The following is a 21,235-nucleotide window of genomic DNA, read 5'->3' on the forward strand; positions in this document are numbered from 1 at the left end:
TTTTTTATTATGCACATTGCCATGGTGAAACTATCCCTTATTAACCCAATAACGCTAACCGCATGGTAATAACAGGGATTAAGTCATCACGGGCTTAATCCCTGCTCTTGATAAAAATCACTGAAACCACAACTCAGCAAGAGTTGTCATTCCATATCAAGGTTTAATTACATGCTGTATCGATAGCTCAGCATCACCTCAAACGGCGCGCCATATCCCACCTGGTTCAGGCCAGAACCACCACCTGTTGCACCAAGCGCATATTTTTCGTCGAATACATTATCCAGATTTAGCTGCAGCTTATGTTGCTGCCACTGGTAAGCTGCCATCAAGTCGACCTTGGAATAGGCGTCTAGCTTGGTTGCCTCGTTATTGCCAGCATAACGGTCCCCGACATATTTAACGCCACCGCCGAATTTGAACTCAGGTGTTAAGTAATAAGTCGTCCATAATGAGAACAAGTGATCAGAAACATCATTCGGTTTAAAGCCTGTTTCTTTATCTTCAGCATCTAAATAGCTATAACCTGCAGAAATATTCCACTCTTCAGAAATCTGACCACGGGCTTCTAGCTCAATCCCTTTGTGCCGGAATTCTTTCTTATCGACAACGTCACCATTGGTGTCGGTTTGAGGCTGCTCCTGATCGATCTGGAACAATGCTGCATTTAGCATCAGGCGATCATCGAGCATAAAGGCTTTCACCCCAATTTCCTGAAGATCGGTTTTGAACAGCTCTGCCAGTTTCGGATTGATATAAATCCCGGCATAAGGTAGCTGCCATGAACGCCCTAAACTCGCATAAGCTGAGAACTCATCGGTCAACTGATACACCAAGCCGGTACGATAGCTCACCTTGTTATCATCCATGGTCTCAAGATCAGCCCCTTCCTTGCGCTGCTCAAGCTCCATCTTGTCATAGCGAAGCCCGCCTAATACCGACAGTTTTTTATACGTAAACACATCTTGCAAATAGGCACCGAAGGTAGCAGTCTTATTGGTTCGGAACGGGTCAAATCCAGGGTTTGGCGTTGCCCGGGTTACAGGGTCATTAATGTCTTGCGGTGAAAGGCTGGTATCTTTGGCTAGGAGTAAATCAATATCGATAACATTGTAGTCAACACCCGCTAATAACTGGTTTTGCTCTGTTTGCCAGGTGATTTCGGATTGTAGCGTACTGGTGGTTCTTGGATCATAACCAAAATTGTTTACCGTCTGGCTTACCTCATCATCGGTAACCTTGCCTTGACGGGTTCCTTTTTGCTCCAGTTCAATCTGGTTCCAGGATGCCCGGTTTACCCATTGGAGCTGATCATTGATGGTCATTTGATGATGGATCGCCAAACGAATACTGTCTGACTCTTGATAATCGTTGGTTCCACCATAAAAGGTATCAACAGGTACATCGACGGGCTTCCCATCTTTTGAAGGCACGCCTCGATATGGCATCACTTCCTGATGCTGATACTCAAGATCAAGATCAACCACATGCTGTTCACCTGCCGCAATACGAACCGTAGGTGCAATGAAGTAATCCTGGTAATCAACATGATCAACGTAGCTATCACCTTCACGGTATTCCACATTAACTCGGCCATTCACGTTATCAGTCAACTTTCTGCCAACATCAACCTGGCCTGAAAAACGACTATCGCTGCCCGCTGATGTTGTCAACGCGGTGATATCTCTACCATCGGCTCGCTTAGTCACAATATTAATCAGGCCGCCCGCAGAGCCTCGACCATATAGTGCCCCGGCAGGGCCTTTAACCACTTCCACCCGCTCAACATTGGCCAGGCTGCGAAACGACTGTAAGTTTCCGTCATCACGCATGCCGTCACGGTAAGTGTCATTCAAGGCATCAAAGCCCCGGATAACAAATTGATCCCGGCTTCCTTCTCCCAGAGTGTTATTGACACCTGCGACGCCATCAAGCGCATCGACTAGACGCAATGCTCCCTTGTCTTCCATTTCAGCCTTGGTTACCACCGATACTGACTGGGGTACTTTCAGCCAGGGCAAATCTGTTTTACTGCCTGAGGTCGGCGAGTATTCCGCATATCCCTGGTACTGCTGAGCTTCAACGCTAGCTTGATCGAGCATTACTAGCTCTTCCGCACAGACAACACTGGTACCGCCGGCCGCTAGTACGAGGGCGATACAAGAAACTAGAGGCTTCAACTTCAAAGAGCAATTCATTATCAAGAGTCCATTTGTAAATCTTATAATTGAGGATGCGAATGAAAACAAATCTCAAAATCATTTGCAACAATTATATTTTCAGCTATATTTTCACCCCAGATAATAAAACAGTGCTCATATCCATGCGGAAGATATGGAATTAGCTCCTAAAAGTATCCAGGAACAAATTTCAATAAATTGTTAGTTATGCCCAAAATTTAAGGATAAATAATGAAACCTGTCGCGATAGTGATAACTCATGTGCTTAATCAGGCTATTACTGATGGCTTCATTCCTGCGGCTCAGAAGCTTGGATATGAATTAATTTTGATCACCGATCATGGACTGAAGCATCACGGTCATTTTGCTCAACACCTTGGCACCGTATGTCGATGGATTTGAATCAGCATCAGGGGGCGAACTCGATTGGTTGGTCGCTCAGCAACACAACAAGCCGCTTATTTTCGGCGACCCGGGGAAGCTTCCGTCTGAGCTTAGAAAAGCCATGGATTATGGCGTGGAATCCATTCACGTCGAGAGCTTAACTGAGCTTCGTCGCATTGCCACCTTAGCCACAGAGCAAAAAGAAAAAGTTTCGATACTGCTAAGAATGAACATTTCTCTTGATGGTATAACAACCACCAAGCTGACCATGGGGGGCAAACCAACGCCTTTTGGCCTGGATCCCAGTGAACTTGACAGCGCTATGGCTATTATTCGCGATTATCCTCAGGTACACCTGCAAGGATTTCACTTTCACTTAATGTCTCATCAGCTGTGTGTCGAAAAACACCTGACGCTAATGGCGCTGTATTTTGAAACAGTGAAAGCGTGGCAGCAGCGATATCAGCTACCTGACATGTTGATCAATTTAGGTGGAGGGGTCGGTATCAACTACGTTGATCCCGAAAATCACTTTGACTGGCCCTTATTTTGCCAGCAGTTGCATCGGCTGATTGATGATCACGGCATGCAGCACCACCGCCTTCGGTTTGAGTGTGGCCGCTACGTCACTGCAGAGTGTGGTTACTATGTCATGGAAGTGATCGATATTAAGAAAAACCACGGCGAATTATTTGCCATAGGCCGAGGCGGCACACACCACTTTCGTACACCTCCCGCCCAAGGACACGATCACCCCTTTTTTGTCGTCGAGGGTGATGCTCCTAGTGAAGGTATTGAAGTCAACAACCAGCCAGTAACCTTAGTTGGCCAGCTGTGTACCCCCAAGGATGTCCTGGCAAGGCAGCAGCAAATCAAACGGCTACGCATAGGTGATTATTTGGTCTTCACCCTGGCAGGTGCCTATGGCTGGAATATCTCGCATCAAAACTTTTTAATGCACCAAGCGCCAACGGTGCATTACATAGGATTCAGAACATAGCAAAGACGGATCAGCTAAAAACTTTTTGATCCGTTAAACGATCCTATCGTTAGTATACTTAAGCCTCTTCTCTGTATGAGAAGAGGTTTTGTATAACAGTAAGCAAGAATCATTATCAATTCTTTTAGCTTTGTGTAAAGGTCCTTATCATCGTGCTTTGGTGTTGAATATGTACCGTAAAGGCACAACCTGCAGCTAAGTTTGGCGTTAAATTTTTCCGGAGAACCAGTGTTAAATTCTCTCGTCCCATCGCGACAACTTCTGCATCAAGAAAATCAAAATACGCCTTTACCTGAGGATACAATGCCTTAAACAAGCTCTCTTTCGCAGAGAACACCACTGCTAACCCTTGTGCAAAATCCACATAGTGGTTCATGATGAGCGTATATTCAGCGTCATTTATAATCGTGCTTTTAATAGACGTCGCCGTGCTGTCTGTCAGACACTGCTCAATATCAATACCGATGCCCTGGTCTGCCACTTCACACGACTGAACAATACAAATCGCGCGGTTATTACTGTGACTGATAGAACCCATCATACCCTTTGGCCACAAGGGGGCACGCTGCTGGCTGATCCCCACATGCGTTTCATTGCAGCCTAATGCAGTCAGGCACCGTTTTGCCAAATAACGCCCTGCAATATACTCCGCCTGACGTTTCACCACCGCCTTTTGCAAACTATCTGGTAACACAACCCCAAGCTGATGCGCTGAGTCTGCCGTATATAACGCAGGATCAAACGAGCACTGATAACCGACTCCAGAGAAATCAGGTAAAGCAACAGGCGTGACGTGCGAAATATAGGGGGTTTTCATGATGAGGGCGCTTCCATTACTTAGAAAGTGCCATCATAACAAGGGAATAGCATCAGTCGCTACTGTGGTTGCTGTATTACGAGCCCATAAGGGATGTTATCGGGAGGCTTCCGTCGCAAAATTAAGCTGAAGTACAAATAGACTAGACTTAGTTGGCTAGCAGTAACTTGCCAGAACGCACATCCTGGTATTCTCCCTGTACAACTTTACGCTTTCCGTTCACCCACAAGTCGCGTAACCCGGATGCATAGCGCTCAGGTTTCCCTACCGTCGCCAGATCGCAAAAACCATCATCAAACAGGCAGATATCGGCATAATAGCCTGGGGCAAGTCGGCCACGCTTAGGCAGTGCAAATGTTTCCGCACTCAAGGCGGTCATTTTACGGATAGCCTTTTCAAGTGGCATCAAACGCCGCTGATTAACAAACTGATGAATGATCCGAGGAAACGAACCACTCACCCTCGGGTGCAACTGGCCGCCGAAAATTGTATCAGTACCAACCATGCCCTGCGGATGCAAGAAGATCTGCTCGACCAACGCCTCGTCCATGAAATAGTCTATCATCCGCACGTTTCCACGCTCCAGGATCAACAGATCAAGCACGAAGTCTACCGGGTGCTGATCTGTAAGCTGGGCACACTCCGATACCGAGCAGCCGAGCCATTGCCGTGATCCCGAGGTCTCAACCTCGCAGATCATGATATTGTCCCATCCAACTAGGGCCGGAAGATTATCCCAGGGCTCGCCTACCTCTGGTAAAATCCGCTCAGCAAACCAGTCTCGTACCAAGTGCCTGACAGGCTGGGTATCCAGTGCCAGCATCAATTCATCCGGCGCGTACTGGCGGATCAATGAAGGCGGCAATATCGAAAATAACGTCGTGCTTCCGTAATGGTAAGGATACTGATCAAATGTCAGCCCATTTTGCTCAATCAATTCCAGCAAGCTTCCCAGTTTATCGGCATTACGGCGACCAATCAGTTTCAGATGGGAAATATGTAGCTGGCAGCCTGCCTGGTGCGATATAGCAATCATCTCCTTTAACGCTTCAAGGATCTCATCGCTTTCACTGCGCATGTGAACAACCAGTGGTTTACGGTGTTGCGCTGCAATTCGCGCCACCGTCAGCAGCTCCATTTGATCGCTAAACAAGGCCGGATGATAGATCAAGCCCAAGCTGATCCCTCGTGCGCCAGCGGCCAGGGACTCATCAGCCAACCGAGCCAGAAGCCGTCGCTGGGCAGCATCCATTGGTAAACTGCTGTTACCGCAAATTTGATAGCGCAACAGGCCGTGGGGAACAAAAGGAGAAACATTCACTTCCAGCCCCTGATGCTCAAGCGCAGTGCCGTAACTCGCAAAGTCATCCCAGCTCCATTTAACAGGTGGGTTACCAATGATCAATCGCTGTCTGTGCTCATACTGCAGTGCCTTGGGCAGCGGCGCTACACCCAGGCCGCACAAACCAACCAATTCAGTGGTGATCCCTTGCAATACCTTAGGCTTAAAGCCCTGCGACATAAAGGGGGCAAGATCAGCATGACTATGAACATCTATAAAGCCCGGACAAACATGGGCACCTTGTGCATCAATTACCTCATCAGCCGCAGCAGTGAGAGAAGGGGCAACATCAACAATCATATGCTCATCGAGCAGAACATCGCCTTTAAACGCGGCATGACCCGTTCCATCGATAACATTGGCATTCATGATCAGTTGACGCATTGCGGTACCCCTCCCTCAAATTCGTACGATATCAACACAGGATTATGTGTGACAAATGGCCAAATTGATATTCCAGCAACTTATATTTAGACGGCTGATATGTAATGAAATTTGTACAGCCAGCCAATAATTAGCCTAGGTATTAGGCAATCATATCAATGCCCATCACAATTTCCTGACTAGAATGTAAGTTGTTGAGGGGGAAAAAATCTTGATTAAATCGAATGAAGTAAACGAGATCACCGAACCCATTCTTATTCAGGCGCTGCTCGATCTCGGCTGCTCCATTGTGCACCGTAACCCTCAGGGAAGCCTGGAGTTAAGAGGGAAGGATTTTATCATCAAGCTCAGTGATCTCTGGCTCACCATCTACCATAGCGGACTTGAAAACCCCGAGAGTCGCAGCCACCTCCACCTGAAACGAGGTCTCTACCGTTATGCCGAGATCCGCGAAGATAAGGAGTATGCCCCCATCATCGAGTTTTGGGTTCAGGAGGACAAGAGCGATGGTATTGGTATCGACCAGGCATCTTCCCTGGCCTTCTACTTCCCCCCTTTCTATCGGTGGGAGCGTGGAGAGAAAACGCCTATCCCGGAAAACCAACTTTGCTACAAAGAATGGGTAGCCGAGCACGGTTGTCGGTTCCGCTTGATTAATGATTAGGTACCTTCAGGAGCGAACCTAGTGCAGTGATGGACGATGCCTCGAGGGCACACCGCCAGTGCGAGGGGTTTCAGTTAACCGCATTACAAAAATGGCAATCGCTGATGCAACCGCTATCTGTTCAATCCGCAGTCAAGTGCACCTATAAAACGATTGCAAATTTGAACGATATTGTTGCCGTATCTATACCCTTCCGGCTCACAGCGCCGCTCATAATCAAGACAGCTCGCGTAAACCAGCAACATATAATCAGGTGATGCATAAAAGCAATAAGGGGAGTTAGCCATGTCTGAAACCCTGCTGGCAATTATCGCATTTACTCCGATAGTGCTTGCCGCCGTCTTGCTGGTTGGGCTTCACTGGCCAGCTAAAAAAGCCATGCCTGTGGCTTTTGGCCTGACCGTGATCATTGCTCTGCTTTTTTGGGATATGAGCTTTAGCCGTGTCATTGCCTCCAGCCTGCAAGGGCTGACAATCACCGTTGCTGTACTGTGGATTGTGTTCGGCGCAATTTTATTGCTAAACACCTTGAAACATACCGGCGCTATAACGGTGATCCGCAACGGTTTTACTGAAATTTCAACCGATCGCCGGGTTCAAGCCATTATAATTGCCTGGTGCTTTGGCTCCTTTATTGAGGGTGCATCAGGATTTGGTACACCTGCTGCCATTGCGGCTCCGTTACTGGTAGCTATAGGCTTTCCGGCAGCCGCCGCGGTAATGATTGGTATGATGATCCAATCCACACCGGTTTCTTTTGGCGCAGTAGGTACCCCAATCATAGTCGGCGTTAACAAGGGGTTAGATACCCATAATATCAGCCAGGCGTTGGTTGATGCTGGCAGCAACTGGGATACTTTCCTCCAATTGATCACTTCCAATGTTGCCATTATTCATGCCATTACCGGCACCCTGATGCCTTTGCTGATGGCAATGATGCTCACTCGCTTTTTCGGCCAAAATAAGAGCTGGTCTGAAGGGCTGGATATTCTGCCCTTTGCCTTGTTTGCCGGCGTAGCCTTCACGGTTCCTTACGCCCTGACGGGGGTATTCCTTGGTCCGGAATTCCCGTCACTCATCGGTGGATTAGTTGGCCTTGCGATTGTCGTTACCGCAGCACGCAAGGAGTTCCTGGTTCCCAAATCACACTGGGATTTTATACCGGATGAAAAGTGGCCCGAAGAATGGTTAGGCTCAATAAAAATTGACCTCCATGAAAGAACGTCGGCTCATCCTCCCATAAGCCTGGCGCTCTCCTGGTTACCCTATGTGCTTCTGGCTATTATTCTCGTCGCCAGCCGAGTCAGCGCCGATTTCAAAGCCATGTTGCAGTCTGTCAGCCTCTCTTTCAGTAACATCTTGGGAGAAACCGGTGTAAGTGCCAGCCTGCAACCACTTTATCTGCCCGGCGGTATTCTCGTCTTTGTTTCGCTTCTGGCTGTGCTCATCCAATCTCGCTCTCTTGCCCCTTTGGGAAAAGCGCTGCATGAGTCGAGCAAAACCCTGATCGGTGCTGGTTTTGTATTGGTGTTTACTATCCCGATGGTGCGAATTTTTATCAACTCGGGCATTAACGGGGCCGATCTGGCAAGTATGCCAGTGATGACAGCAAACTTTGCCTCCGATCTGGTCGGCGATTTCTTTCCTGCATTAAGTGGCGTCATCGGCGCATTAGGGGCTTTTATTGCCGGTTCCAATACCGTCTCTAATATGATGTTCAGCCAATTTCAATTTGAAGTCGCCCAGACCCTGAATATTTCCGGTGCTGTCACTGTAGCCCTGCAAGCCGTGGGGGCTGCGGCAGGCAATATGATTGCGATCCACAATGTCGTCGCCGCTTCAGCAACTGTCGGCTTACTGGGCCGTGAAGGGGAAACCTTACGCAAAACCATCATTCCGACCTGTTATTACCTTATTGTGACAGGAACGCTTGGTTTGCTTGCAATCTATGCGCTTGGCGTTACGGATCCGCTTACGTTAATGGCTAAATAACGTTATGAGAGGTGCTATGACACAGACTGTCCGGATCTACCCAACCAAACCAAGTAAAGTCTACTTATACGCCACCTGTCTGGTTGATATGTTTGATCCTGAATCGGGCTTAGATGCAATCAGCCTGCTAGAGCACCAAGGGGTAGAGGTGATCTACGTACCCAAGCAGACTTGTTGCGGCCAGCCAGCTTACAGCTCTGGCTATGACGACGATGCCAAGGCCGTCGCTCTAAGCCAAATCGCGCTACTACCTCCGCCCTGGCCCGTGGTGGTGATGTCAGGTTCCTGTGGTGGCATGATGCACCATCACTACCGCCGCCTTTTTCAAGCCGACGAGAAACATCAGGGCAAGGTAAACGAATTCTGTGACCGCGTGTTTGAGCTTACCGAGTTTCTGGTTCATGTCTGCAACGCCGAATTGACCGACAAGGGGGAGCCAACCAGCGTGGTACTTCATACCTCCTGCGCTGCTCGCCGTGAAATGAAGGTGCATCTAACTTCTCAACACCTGTTGTCACAGCTAAACAACGTCGACGTTAAATTACAGGCTTACGAAAATGAGTGCTGCGGCTTTGGTGGCACGTTTTCTGTAAAACATCCAAATATCAGCCAGGCGATGGTTGAAGATAAAAGTCGTCACCTGAGCCAGACTGAAGCGAAAGAGCTGGTCAGTGCCGACTGGGGTTGCCTGCTGAATATTAACGGAGCCCTGGAATACCAAGGTAGAGAGATGAAAGGTAAACACCTGGCCAGCTTCCTGTGGCAGCGGATAAATGGCAAAAGTGGAGGCGATAATGACTAGTTCAGCCAGACAGTTTCACTCCCAGGCCAAAGCCGCCCTTTCCGACCAGCAGTTACGGCAGAACTTCCGTAATGCAATGGATTACTTGCGAGAAAAACGCGAACTTGCTTTTCTTGATAGAGAAGAAGAGGGAAAGCTGCGTGATTTGTGTGAGGCCATTCGCCAGCGCTGTCTATGCAAGTTGCCAGATTTGCTAGAACAGCTGGAAACCAAGTGTAATAACAACGGAATTGAGATCCACTGGGCCGAAGATGCCAAGCAGGCCAATTTACTGATCGCTTCGATTATCCGCCGCCACAATGGGCACCATGTTATTAAAGGCAAATCCATGGTCAGTGAAGAGATCGACCTGAACCATGAGCTGGCAGAACACGATATTGAGTGCCTGGAAAGTGATATGGGCGAGTATATCGTGCAGATGGATAATGACAGGCCATCCCATATTATCATGCCTGCAATCCATAAAAATAAGCAGCAGGTCAGCGACACGTTTGAGCAGAACTTAGCAGACTTTCAGGCCACTCTGGATGTCGACGAACTCATTCAGACCGGTCGCAATGCCCTGCGCCAAAAATTTCATGATGCCGATGTGGGTGTCTCTGGGGTTAACTTTGCCGTTGCTGAAACCGGCACGCTTTGCCTGGTGGAAAACGAAGGGAACGGCCGGATGTGCACCACTGTGCCAGATATCCATATTGCCGTTACCGGGATCGAAAAAGTAGTGGAATACTTATCGGATGTACCACCACTGCTCAGTGCCCTTACCCGTTCAGCAACCGGGCAAGCCATCACCACCTATTTCAATATGATCAGTTCGCCACGAAAAAAAGGTGAACTAGATGGCCCTCAAGAAGTACATCTTGTTCTGCTGGATAACGGACGTTCACAAGCCTACCGAGATCAGGAAATGCGTAAAACGCTACAGTGCATCCGATGCGGTGCCTGTATGAACCATTGCCCGGTTTATACCCGAATTGGCGGCCATGCCTATGGCACCGTTTATCCCGGGCCGATCGGTAAAATTATCTCTCCACACTTTTTGGGCTTAGAAGAAACCAAAGATCTTCCCACCGCTTCCAGCTTATGCGGCGCATGCAGTGAGATCTGCCCGGTAAGAATTCCGATCCCAGAGATCCTGCAACGGCTTCGGCGCGAATTAAAAAATCCTCCCAAGCCAGGAGCGCAGCCTCTCAAAGGCCAGCAAGCAGGAGCAAACTGGATGGAGATGGCTGCAATCAAAGGTTTTCGCTTTGCAGCGAGCCACGCCTTTATTTACCGAATAGGCACTTGGCTGGCAACTCGGCTGTCTGGCTTAATGCCCAAAAACTTAGGCCCTTGGACCCAGTGCCGGGCATCGCCACAGCTGGCTAAAAAAAGCTTAAATGAGTTAATGACCCAGCGCAGCAAAAGAGGTAAGCCATGAGCGCGCGAGATAAAATTTTAGCCCGGCTGCGTGAGGCAAAACCTCAAGCCATCACCTCAGAGTTACCTGTTTACCCGCAATGGAAGCCGGACAGCCCTGAGCAGCAGGTGGCTCACTTCGTCGAGCAACTGACTAATAGCCATGCTGAAGTTATACAAACCGCAGTGAACGACTTGGCTGCGCAGTTAGAAAATATCATCACCGAAAAGAGACTTAAGCGTGTCGCAACAGATACAGACGGTGAATTTTCTGACCAAATCATGGCACTTAGCCAAAAAACTGAAGCTGAATTCGTGAGCTTTAATGCGCCATTTAGACAGTGGAAAGACGAGCTGTTTGACACTATTGATGCCGGTATTACCCATTGCAGGGCAGCCATTGTCCAAACTGGCACACTGGTGTTATGGCCCGGTCCGACAGAGCCGCGTACAGTGTCGCTAGTGCCACCTTGTCATATTGCAATCGTCAAGCGCAGCACCCTGTATGACACCTTTGCCCAGCTGATTGCAGAGCAAAGCTGGCATGATGGGCTGCCCACCAATATCATTTTGGTCTCCGGCCCATCGAAAACTGCCGATATTCAGCAAACCTTGGCCTACGGTGCCCATGGCCCGGCGGAGCTGGTCGTGGTATTGGTTGAGGATCAGTGAGTAGTGTAGTTGGTTCAATTTGCAGCGCGGAATAGGTACATTGTCTCAGTCAATCCTATGGTGGATGCTAGCAATGCCCAGATATAAAAAAACTGCTGAGATATCAGCGGTTTTCTTGAATGTGGCGGAGCGCTTTGGGTATTAGAGGATTTGAACCCTACTTTACAATGCGAAAAAGCCCCAGCATTTCTGCTAGGGCTTTAGAACGTGGCGGAGAGATAGGGATTTGAACCCTAGATACGCTACAAACGTATGCCGGTTTTCAAGACCGGTGCTTTCAACCACTCAGCCATCTCTCCGTAAGTGCGGCGAATAATACGCAAGCTTGTGGGCGTTGTAAACCCCTCAACAAACCAACCGCCTAGATATCAACCAACCAAACCGTTGCGTGAATAAATACCAGCTTCCAGACAACTAAAAAGCCCCCGACAAACTATCGGCGAGGGCTTTACGATTGTATTTTCTCTTATCTACAAGCTCATGATCTTTTTAAATTCTTCTTCTGAATATTTCTTTTCGGTACTCTTAGTCAGATCCGTCATCATCTTGTAGCGAATATCTGTCGCCATTGATAGCGTGCGTTGCAACTGGCCATAAGAATAGTCAGAGGCCATATTCAAAGCCGCTTGCTTATCTGATTGATACAGTGATTTCAGGGTCATGTCCAAACTGCTGACCTGCTGGTACAGCTTGGTTTCTTCCTTGTCCCAGGTCGCTTTCAGCATTGGCAGATACTTGTCTGGATCAGCTGCTGCCAGTGCCGTCAGGCTACGGAACTGCCAGTAAGCGGATTGATCCGAATAGGTATCGCTACCTGTTTGGTAAGGCGTTGGATAGTCTTGCAGGCTTGAATACAAGGGGACAAGTACTGATTCAGATAACACCCCAAAACTCTGCCAAATCAAGCCCTGCAGCTCTTTCGGCATATCTTGGCGCAATTGAATAATGTGAGATTCCAGCTGGCGCTCAACACGCATTGGGCGTTCGCCCTTCTCTTCTAGCTGGGTACCTTTGTACGTTGCACCCAGTACATTTGCTACATCCTCAATTGAAATCTTCTCATCCGGCTTCATGAACAGCGGATACTGATCCTGGCGGGTTGGTTGCTCATGCGATGTCGAAAGCATATTTTGCCCCAGCCATTCACGGTCAACGTTATAAACATCCCCTGTTACACCGAAGGCTTTAGCAAAGTTAAACGATGCAGCATCCGGTTTTTCCAACAATTTGTTCTGCTCAACAAACGCCATCAGACCGGTTGAATGCAGTACCTCTTCGCTGTTGAGATCAACCCCATGGACACGCAGGCCATTCGCAATCATGGCATAGCTATCATCCGGCACCTTTACGGCAATCCAATGGTGGCCCGAGCCAATTTCAACCAACCAAGCCTCATTGACATCGGCGATGTAAAGGCTGTTTCCTTCCCCTGCACCATATTGCTCAATATAATTACCAAGCAGCTCGACACCTTCTTTCGCTGTTTTCACCTGCGGCAAGATTAATGTCGGTATAATGGCTTCAATAATACCGTCTTCAACCAACGGATCGGCCGCTTGTGCGTTATCGTTAACTTCGGCACTGGTCGTCGCTGAAATCGCGACGTTATATTCGTTGATCCCACGCTCTTCGTAAAATTTACCCTGGCCGTCGACAGTATTGGCATCCCAGTCAGGAATAGCTGAATAGCCATAAAATTTCGCAGGCATTGGCACAACCAAACCATTTCCTAACTTCCACTCACCAGCTTCATTTTCCTGTGCCGGGCGGTAAGCCAGATATTTATTCCAGTTATTGATACCAAAATCTTCATTACGAGCGATCATAATGCTGCCATCAGCTGATGCCCCCTTACCAACAATAAGACCCGTACACGCGTTAGCACTCAGGCTGAGCGCAGACAAAATTGCTGCTGATAACAGAGTCACAGACATTTTTTTCATCGTATATCTCCTTGTAGGAACAGAAACCAAGATGAATAAACATTCACACTTAGCTTGGTATTTATTTTTTTATGCTATTTATGTCAATAAATACCACTTTGGTAGTATATATACCTGCATTCTTGTTTATTGCTTGGTCAATCACGCTATTGAGAATCGAATAGACAGAGCAATAAAAAGAGGCGACATTCCTGATTTATGGTTTAGCAGCAAGATGGCTTCGAGGTGGGTATCACTGAAGGTGTAAAGACCAAGGGAATGGTCCACAAAATACACTCTATACATCACCGTATAGAGTGAAGAGTAGAAGATTATGATGATTTATCGAGTAAAATCGGTCGGCTGTTCAATCTGGTAGATCGCGTCTTTGAGATCTTCAAGTTTGTTGTCCAATACTGCCTGAGCATCATACAAGCCGCGATTATAAAAATAGACGCCGATTTCCTTGGTAAAGAAATCCAACAGAAAATCAGCATCGAATTGACCTAACTCTTGCTCCAGCTCCTCTTCAAAATAGCGCTGAATTTTCTGAACCAGAATCGCTTTTTCCTGTTTTGAAAAATCGATAGCCGACATTAGATATCCTTATTAAGTCTTTAATAGAAATTGAGTGAAAATCCGGCAGTTTACACTGTAAAACCCTACTCCATTGCTCAGCGAGTCAGCGGCAAATACATGATATTCTGAGGCCCTGCAGGACCGCCTAAATATACCGTTTGAGAGTCCCAAAAGCCGCAAGCAAGATATAATGCCTGAGCAGCAGTATTTCGTTGATTAACCGTCAATACCAAGTTAGATACTGCCGGATAATGACTAGTAACATATTGCCCCATTAATAGGCATGACTGACGGCCATACCCCTTTCCCTGATACCGGGCATCAATAAAATATGCCCGTAAACCCAGCTCACCAAACTTGCTAAATTCTGGGTGGCTGGCAAAGGAGTGATCAAGCATAAAGAAACCGATAATCCTGCTACCAAACTCGCTATGCTCAAAGCAGATCACATGAAAATCTTCATCCTCATCTTTGTTAGACAGTATCTCGGCAATGGGCAGGACAAAATCAGACTGGTGGTCAGCAACCGCCAACTCACACACTGAATGACGGTCAGCTTCCTGCATCCTTTTAATCGTTAACACAGTAGCTATTTTCCTCATCCAAGCACACACGCTGAGTCCCTTTATGCTTAGCGTAGCCGCCCACTTTCACCACTCCAATACGCCCTTCCTGCTGTTGAATCGATGCAGACAGTAGCGAAGTACGATTCATGGCCCGACCCTGCTCAAACTCATAGTGATAGCCTAAAAATGGTCGGTGCTTGGCAAGGTAGCACGCCAAGGCACCACTGGCACTGCCTGTTGCTGACTCTTCAGGGATCCCAAACAAAGGGGCGAAGTTTCTGCAACGAGCAGTAAACTCTGAGAGCGGACAGAACTCGAATAGGTGAACCCCCACCAACCGATTGTCGCGGCAGTAATCTGCCAACATACTGTCATCGGGGTGAATGTCGTCTAAGGTACCTGGCATCACAGGCACAATGGCATCGGCTAACCCCGTAGAGATCACTTCTACCGGAAGACCGGTATTGGTGATCACTTCGATTGGAACACCCAAAGCCCCAGCAACTTCAGACACATCCAACTCGCCGCCAAAAATAGGCAGCTGCTGATCCATCTCAACAAAGCCATCGGCAGAAACAGCGACATTCAGCAAACCTGCTTTGGTGCGCTGATTATATTGCCCTTCCTGAATCACACCCTGAGTAAACAGTTCTGAAAACGTGGCCAAGGTCGCATGGCCACAAAAATCGACTTCTGAGGTCGGAGTAAAAAAACGAACATGGAAATCACACTCAGGATCTGGCAATACAAATGCTGTTTCTGAATACCCTACTTTACTGGCGATTTGCTGCATCTGCATCTCGCTCAGCCCTTCAGCCTCGAACACTACACCAGCCGGGTTACCGCCTTTTCCGTTGAAAGTGAATGAGTCAACGAGATAAACATCCTTTTCCAAATCCTTGCCCTCTACATGGTTGTAGTGTTTCTAGTTACCGACATATCCTGCCTCAGCCACAACAAAAATAAAACCGCTTTGATGTGCCACTTACTCAGCATACTGCGCAAACTGAGTAACGAATCAGAAATTGATAACTTTCTAGACCAATATCAAAATACGCTGGGGGTTAATTTTACCGATGCCATATTTGCCCACATCAATGTCAGCAATACCGTACCCTGCAGCGAAAAAAGCCCGTTCCGGTATACCGGAACGGGCTTTTAATCATCAGTTTGATAAGCCTTAGGCTTGGAGAAATACCTTACGCGCGGATCTGGCGTACGCGGAACGAACGCCCTTTCATCTTACCATTTTCCAGCTTTTTCAGCGCAACACGGGCGACTTCGCGCTGCACGGCTACATATGCACACATGTCAAATACGTTGATCTTACCCACTTGATTGCCAGCAATGCCGTTGTCTCCGGTCAGAGCGCCTAGAATATCCCCAGGACGGACTTTCTGCTTCTTACCACCGCCAATTTGCAGTGTCACCATCGCCGGACGGTGTGTTGGCTGATCGAGAAGATGCATAGGTGGCAGCTCTTCACCTTCGATGGTTTTATCCAGGTAATCTTCCAGCAAAGCAATCTTGTAATGTTCTTTGTCGCTGAAGAACGAACAGGCAATACCTTTGCTGCCTGCACGGCCAGTTCGGCCAATACGGTGTACGTGAACTTCGGTGTCACGCGCAACATGGTAGTTAATCACCGCATCCAGCGCATCGATATCCAAGCCTCGTGCTGCCACATCTGTTGCCACCAACACAGAAGCACTCTTGTTAGCAAAACGCACCAGCGTCTGATCACGCTCACGTTGCTCCAAATCACCGTGCAAGGCAATTGCACTGAAACCGTAACGTTCAAGATCGTCGGCAACTTCCTGGGTTTCACGTTTGGTATTACAAAATACTACCGCCGACTCAGGGCGATGCTGTGAAAGCAACAGACGAAGACCTGTCATTCGGTCATCATTGCTGTCTACTTTATAGAAGTACTGCTGAATACTGCTGTTGTCGTGGGTTGATTCAACCTTTGCCATCACCGGCTTATGCATAATACGATTGGCAATCGACTCGATCTGCTTCGGATATGTCGCGCTAAACAACAATGTCTGGCGACGCTCTGGCGCAGCATCGATAATCGCATCTAGCGCATCCTGGAAACCCATTTCCAGCATACGGTCAGCTTCATCCAGGATCAGCATGTTCAGATCATCTAAATTCAAATTGCCTTTACGCACATGCTCTTCTACCCGGCCAGGGGTACCGACGATGATATGCGCGCCATGCTCTAGCGAGCCAATTTGCGGACCAAACGGCATCCCGCCACACAACGTCAACACTTTGATGTTATGGATAGCACGTGCCAGTTTACGGATCTCTTTGGCAACCTGATCCGCCAGCTCGCGTGTCGGACACAATACCAGTGACTGAACACGAAAGCGTTTCACATTCAGGTGATCGAGCAAACCCAGACCAAATGCCGCCGTTTTGCCCGATCCGGTTTTACCCTGTGCAATCACATCTTTACCAGCAAGAATATGCGGCAGACTCTGCGCCTGAATTGGCGTCATCGCGTCATAACCAAGCGAAGACAGGTTTGAAAGTAAATCTGGTTTCAGATTCAGGGTCGAGAAGGCAGTCTGGCTCAAGGGGAATATCCTATGTGATGCTGGAACGTCTGGCAGCAGTAAACAGTTAGCGTACTAGACGCTGTTTTAAGGGCTGCGACACTACCAGCCTTTGGCGGTAAAAGAAACAATTTAGTGTCAAGAGACGACAACTACTCACCCGACATTCATCTAAGGCTTTAATCACACTACTGCAGTAAAAGCCACTGGAGAACTCTGCTAGGCCCAACTATCGTTAGTTACTACCAAGTCTGTTGATGCCAAGAAGCCCGCAGGGCTCGAGCAGTGTATCTATTACAAGGAACACGCCATGAAACTGTATTTCAATCCAGTATCACTGTATTCACAGAAGGTTCTTATCGCTTTTCATGAGAAGCAGGTGGAAGTTGAACACAGCGTAGTAAACCTGATGGATGAGGAGGCCCGGGCGGCTTTCCGTGAAATCTACCCGATCGGCAAGGTGCCATTGCTGATGATTGATGACTATATGATCCCTGAATCATCAATCATTATCGAATACCTCGAAGGGCATTATCCGGTTCATGGGACCACTTTGATCCCAGTCGGTGTCGATGCCTCACGCAAAGTACGCTTTTTAGACCGAATCAATGATCTGTACCTGACCAATCAGGTTGGCAGCCTGTTCTTTGCCAGCATGAAGTCAGAAGCCGAACAGAACCCAACTGAGCTGGAGAAAACCAAGCACACCTTGGGTATTATCCTGGGCAAAATGGACAAAGAGCTTGCAGACAGAGAATGGCTGGCGGGTGATGATTTCACCATGGCTGATTGTTCGGCGATCCCTGCATTAGCACTGGCGACAAAAGTCTTCCCGTTTGCCGAGCAATACCCACAAGTGGCAGCTTACCTAGAGCGTGCAATGAAACGTCAGTCGGTCAAAACGGTGGTAGGAAACGCACAAGCAGCCATGGCCAAAGTATTTAGCTAGCCATGCCTTCTACTCAGAATCTAAGTTACCGATAAGACAAGAGATCATAAAAAGGCCTTCACTGTTTCATTAGTCGCTCTAACAAAACAGTGAAGGCCTTTGATCGTATTTCTGGGATGTTACTCCTATTGCTAGGAGATCCGGTATCTCTGGGGGGATACCGAATTCTTAGTTCAGTTATGAACGATTATTTTGTTTCTTTGGCTCCTACCTAATCTTCAGAGCACTTGGTGTGTTCTTTAACCTCGCTAGTGCGAAGACGGTCAATGTACGCTGTGATATCCCGTTTCACTTCAGGCGCCAGAATGTAAAATCCGACGATGTTAACCAGCGCCATTGCGAAAATCATCACATCAGAGAAATCAATAACCGGACCCAGGTCCATAGAGGCTCCAAGCGTTACCTACTTGTTACAAAACATTTTCATTTGTTACGGTACCAATGTAACCAAAATGAATAAATACCCATCTAGGATTAGCCACCTAAAAAACCTATATATTTGATTTATTTGCTATGCATACAGCCTACAGTGCAACACAAGTAATACATAAACTTTCACAACAACAGCATATAAGAACGAATTTATGCAACATAGCTCTCTATCCGGTGAATAATTCATCCCAGAAATGAGGCGGATACGAAAAAAACAAGAAACGTTTACTTCGAATGTGGAATCTAAAATTAACCAGTTCAAGCCTCATCGAAGATGGCTTTTTTGGCTAGTAAATACTACATATACAGGTTAAACAACTTGCTGCATTTCGTTTTTGTTGAATATGAAATCTAGTTTATGTCATGTACCGCGCACCGGACGCGCACCGTACATGGACCACCCTCATCATCGTTAGATGCACTTTAAAAAATTTCTTTAAGGTACATTTCTTTAGCGATGTCGATAAAGGCGGTTTCTTTGCTCATAGGCAATGATGCGATTAGCCCACTAAAGATCAGCTCTGCTTTCGTTGCCTTAAGTTGCGCATCTTCAACCTGATGTTGGACTAGCATCTTGGTGATCAGCTCCACCCTATCATGCCGGTACTGGGTACAAATAGAGGTGATATCCTCATCTTTATTACAAAATTCACTATAGGCTAATTGGAAGTAGCAACCGTAAAACTGCTTATCCCTCACCGATTGACGGAGGGTTTCAAATCGCTGCTCTATTTTTTCTTCCAGCGACAGCTCCAAGTTGTTGATAAGCGCCATCAGCGACTCGGTATGCATTTGGGCATAATGACCGAGAGTTGCTGCGATCAGGCATTCTTTTGACTTGAAATAGCGGTAAATCGTCGCTTTGGAGAATCCTGTTTTCGCTGTGAGCTCATCCATGCTCGTCCCTTGATACCCATTTCGAATACAGAGCTCTGCCGTCACTTCAAGTATCTTCTGTATCTTCTCGTCTTTCCTGCTCATCTTCAGTCTCCCACCAACTCTACACACAAAAACTAAACTAAACTGTTTCGCATTAAAAGTCTTGACTTATTATTTATGCGCGCTAATCTTAACCACAAGCAAAACGAAACGAAACAGTTTAGTTCAGTTAATCCAAAGGAAAATACTATGTCTATTAAAACAATTGCACTATCTACCTTACTATTGGTTTCAGCATCTGCAGTAGTAGCTGCTCCTGGCAATGATCACGATCGTATCACCGATCGCTCTGCTAAAGAGCTTCGTCTAAACGCACTGGCCAGTGAGCCCGCTTTTCTAGCAAAAGTAGCTCCACAACAATTTGTCGACCGAGATGAGCCTGTCTCAACGAGGCACGCCACCCAATTGCGTATACAAGCATTGAGTTCGCCTTCGCGAAATGCAGAACCATTCGTTCAACGCGACCGTGACGAGCCAGTTTCAACACAGCATGCCACCCAATTGCGCTTGAAAGCCTTTGAACAGAGTGCCGATACGCTAACGAAAAATGGTTAGAATGGTGGTTATGATTTCATTTTTGACATTACCGCTGATGAAGGGATTCAGCAAAATCATCACAAATCTTCAAGAAAAAACGGATTAAGGTCGCCTGTTTGGCGGCCTTTTTACATCCTTTCTATAGTCCGGCTAGCCATGGGTAGCTAATAATCTTGCGATACCTAGATATGAGAATTTTTATTCGCAGTGTCATATACGGCGCGCCGAAACGCACCGTACATGAACCAACAGCACCATCAATCGACGCGCTTTAAAAGATCTCTCTTAGGTACATTTCTTTCGCGATGTCGATAAGGGCTGCATCTTTGCTGATCGGTAATGATGCTATCAAGCCACTAAAGATCAGTTCTGCCTTCGTTGCCTTAAGTTGCGCATCTTCGACCTGATGTTGGACTAACATCTGGGTGATCAGCTCGACCCTGTCATGCCTGTATTGGGTACAAATAGAGCTAATATCATCGTCTTTATTACAGAACTCACTATAGGCAAGCTGGAAATAACAGCCGTAAAACTGTTTATCCATCACCCGCTGGCGGAGTGTTTCAAATCGCTGCTCTATTTTTTCTTTCAGCGACAGCTCCATGTTGTTGTTCAGTGCTATCAGCGACTCGGTATGCATCTTGGCATAATGCGCAAGAGTTGCTGCGATCAGGCACTCTTTTGACTTGAAATAACGGTAAATTGTCGCTTTTGAGAACCCTGTTTTCGACGTGAGCTCATCCATGCTCGTCCCTTGATAACCGTTTCGGATACAAAGCTCTGCCGTTACTTCAAGTATCTTCTGTATCTTCTCGTCTTTCCTGCTCATCTTCGGTCTCTCAACTGCATTTCTATATCTAAAATTAAACTAAACTGTTTCGTATGAAAAGTCTTGGCTTATTATTTATACGAGCCAATCTCGGCTCGCTCTAAATTACACTTAAAAACTTTTGAAGATACCGGCTATTCATTGACGAAAATAGGCCAGACCGCTGGCTTTGATTTCTCTTCTGATACTGCAGCCGATGGGGTGTATCGCAATCACCGCCACCACTACACAAGGTAATGGTGGCAAGTTAAAACTACAGCGTAACGCTCTGCAGAAC

At 47.3% G+C, this 21,235-nt stretch carries 18 protein-coding genes, 1 tRNA gene and 1 pseudogene; 8 read left to right on the plus strand and 12 right to left on the minus strand.

The annotated features are described in order from the left end of the window. Window positions 1–167 precede the first annotated feature (167 nt). Window positions 168–2,198, minus strand: a complete 2,031-nt coding sequence (locus AC51G0_RS23180; protein ID WP_496304016.1) for a TonB-dependent receptor — start codon at window positions 2,196–2,198, stop codon at window positions 168–170. Window positions 2,199–2,544: 346 nt separating this feature from the next. On the opposite strand from AC51G0_RS23180, the gene AC51G0_RS23185 reads away from it, so the two are divergent. Beyond that, window positions 2,545–3,564 carry a type III PLP-dependent enzyme gene (locus tag AC51G0_RS23185; protein ID WP_496304017.1) on the plus strand — a complete coding sequence of 340 codons (1,020 nt, stop codon included), beginning with the start codon at window positions 2,545–2,547 and terminating at the stop codon, window positions 3,562–3,564. Between the two features lie 124 nt (window positions 3,565–3,688). Here the strand turns inward: AC51G0_RS23185 and AC51G0_RS23190 are convergent, their stop codons facing one another. Then, window positions 3,689–4,381, minus strand: a complete 693-nt coding sequence (locus AC51G0_RS23190) for a 4'-phosphopantetheinyl transferase family protein (RefSeq protein ID WP_496304018.1) — start codon at window positions 4,379–4,381, stop codon at window positions 3,689–3,691. Between the two features lie 148 nt (window positions 4,382–4,529). Next, on the minus strand, window positions 4,530–6,107 hold the full coding sequence (locus AC51G0_RS23195; protein WP_496304019.1) for an N-acyl-D-amino-acid deacylase family protein: 1,578 nt from the start codon (window positions 6,105–6,107) through the stop codon (window positions 4,530–4,532). A gap of 211 nt (window positions 6,108–6,318) precedes the next feature. On the opposite strand from AC51G0_RS23195, the gene AC51G0_RS23200 reads away from it, so the two are divergent. The 5 genes from AC51G0_RS23200 to AC51G0_RS23220 all read left to right on the plus strand — a co-directional run bounded on the left by AC51G0_RS23200 (window position 6,319) and on the right by AC51G0_RS23220 (window position 11,638). Further along, window positions 6,319–6,771, plus strand: a complete 453-nt coding sequence (locus AC51G0_RS23200) for a hypothetical protein (RefSeq protein WP_496304020.1) — start codon at window positions 6,319–6,321, stop codon at window positions 6,769–6,771. A 285-nt stretch (window positions 6,772–7,056) separates the two neighbouring features. Further along, the gene (locus AC51G0_RS23205) at window positions 7,057–8,763 is read left to right on the plus strand and encodes an L-lactate permease (protein ID WP_496304021.1); all 1,707 of its coding nucleotides are present in this window, start codon (window positions 7,057–7,059) and stop codon (window positions 8,761–8,763) included. Between the two features lie 16 nt (window positions 8,764–8,779). Then, window positions 8,780–9,565: a (Fe-S)-binding protein gene (locus AC51G0_RS23210; RefSeq protein ID WP_496304022.1), complete on the plus strand. Its 786-nt coding sequence runs from the start codon at window positions 8,780–8,782 to the stop codon at window positions 9,563–9,565. Beyond that, window positions 9,558–10,988, plus strand: a complete 1,431-nt coding sequence (locus tag AC51G0_RS23215; RefSeq protein ID WP_496304023.1) for a LutB/LldF family L-lactate oxidation iron-sulfur protein — start codon at window positions 9,558–9,560, stop codon at window positions 10,986–10,988. Before AC51G0_RS23210 ends, AC51G0_RS23215 begins: the two co-directional genes overlap by 8 nt. Then, window positions 10,985–11,638 carry a LutC/YkgG family protein gene (locus AC51G0_RS23220; RefSeq protein ID WP_496304024.1) on the plus strand — a complete coding sequence of 218 codons (654 nt, stop codon included), beginning with the start codon at window positions 10,985–10,987 and terminating at the stop codon, window positions 11,636–11,638. The genes AC51G0_RS23215 and AC51G0_RS23220 overlap by 4 nt, the downstream gene beginning before the upstream one ends. A 208-nt stretch (window positions 11,639–11,846) precedes the next feature. On the opposite strand, the gene AC51G0_RS23225 is transcribed toward AC51G0_RS23220, so the two are convergent. From AC51G0_RS23225 to dbpA, 6 genes are all read right to left on the minus strand, one after another. After that, window positions 11,847–11,937, minus strand: a tRNA-Ser gene (locus tag AC51G0_RS23225). A 171-nt stretch (window positions 11,938–12,108) separates the two neighbouring features. Further along, entirely contained in the window at window positions 12,109–13,581 is a 1,473-nt protein-coding gene (locus AC51G0_RS23230; protein WP_496304025.1) for a C69 family dipeptidase, read from the minus strand. A 321-nt stretch (window positions 13,582–13,902) separates the two neighbouring features. After that, window positions 13,903–14,157 carry a DUF2164 domain-containing protein gene (locus AC51G0_RS23235; RefSeq protein ID WP_496304026.1) on the minus strand — a complete coding sequence of 85 codons (255 nt, stop codon included), beginning with the start codon at window positions 14,155–14,157 and terminating at the stop codon, window positions 13,903–13,905. A 77-nt stretch (window positions 14,158–14,234) separates the two neighbouring features. After that, window positions 14,235–14,723 (minus strand): GNAT family N-acetyltransferase, encoded by a 489-nt coding sequence (locus tag AC51G0_RS23240; RefSeq protein WP_496304027.1) that lies wholly within the window; start codon window positions 14,721–14,723, stop codon window positions 14,235–14,237. Next, the gene (locus AC51G0_RS23245) at window positions 14,710–15,600 is read right to left on the minus strand and encodes a PhzF family phenazine biosynthesis protein (protein WP_496304028.1); all 891 of its coding nucleotides are present in this window, start codon (window positions 15,598–15,600) and stop codon (window positions 14,710–14,712) included. The genes AC51G0_RS23240 and AC51G0_RS23245 overlap by 14 nt, the downstream gene beginning before the upstream one ends. A gap of 304 nt (window positions 15,601–15,904) precedes the next feature. Continuing rightward, window positions 15,905–17,293 carry an ATP-dependent RNA helicase DbpA gene (gene dbpA / locus AC51G0_RS23250; RefSeq protein ID WP_496304029.1) on the minus strand — a complete coding sequence of 463 codons (1,389 nt, stop codon included), beginning with the start codon at window positions 17,291–17,293 and terminating at the stop codon, window positions 15,905–15,907. A 289-nt stretch (window positions 17,294–17,582) separates the two neighbouring features. Here dbpA and AC51G0_RS23255 point away from each other — a divergent pair, with 289 nt between their 5' ends. After that, window positions 17,583–18,221 (plus strand): glutathione S-transferase family protein, encoded by a 639-nt coding sequence (locus AC51G0_RS23255; protein WP_496304030.1) that lies wholly within the window; start codon window positions 17,583–17,585, stop codon window positions 18,219–18,221. A gap of 211 nt (window positions 18,222–18,432) precedes the next feature. On the opposite strand, the pseudogene AC51G0_RS23260 reads toward AC51G0_RS23255, so the two are convergent. Together AC51G0_RS23260 and AC51G0_RS23265 are read right to left on the minus strand one after the other, a co-directional pair. Next, a pseudogene (locus tag AC51G0_RS23260) lies at window positions 18,433–18,624 on the minus strand (alanine:cation symporter family protein); the annotation flags it as partial. Between the two features lie 452 nt (window positions 18,625–19,076). Beyond that, window positions 19,077–19,634: a TetR/AcrR family transcriptional regulator gene (locus AC51G0_RS23265; RefSeq protein WP_496304031.1), complete on the minus strand. Its 558-nt coding sequence runs from the start codon at window positions 19,632–19,634 to the stop codon at window positions 19,077–19,079. A 147-nt stretch (window positions 19,635–19,781) separates the two neighbouring features. Here AC51G0_RS23265 and AC51G0_RS23270 point away from each other — a divergent pair, with 147 nt between their 5' ends. Continuing rightward, on the plus strand, window positions 19,782–20,147 hold the full coding sequence (locus tag AC51G0_RS23270; protein WP_496304032.1) for a hypothetical protein: 366 nt from the start codon (window positions 19,782–19,784) through the stop codon (window positions 20,145–20,147). A gap of 253 nt (window positions 20,148–20,400) precedes the next feature. Here the strand turns inward: AC51G0_RS23270 and AC51G0_RS23275 are convergent, their stop codons facing one another. Beyond that, window positions 20,401–20,958, minus strand: a complete 558-nt coding sequence (locus tag AC51G0_RS23275) for a TetR/AcrR family transcriptional regulator (protein WP_496304033.1) — start codon at window positions 20,956–20,958, stop codon at window positions 20,401–20,403. Between the last annotated feature and the right edge of the window lie 277 nt (window positions 20,959–21,235).

It is taken from the genome of Photobacterium sp. HL06, assembly GCF_059552575.1.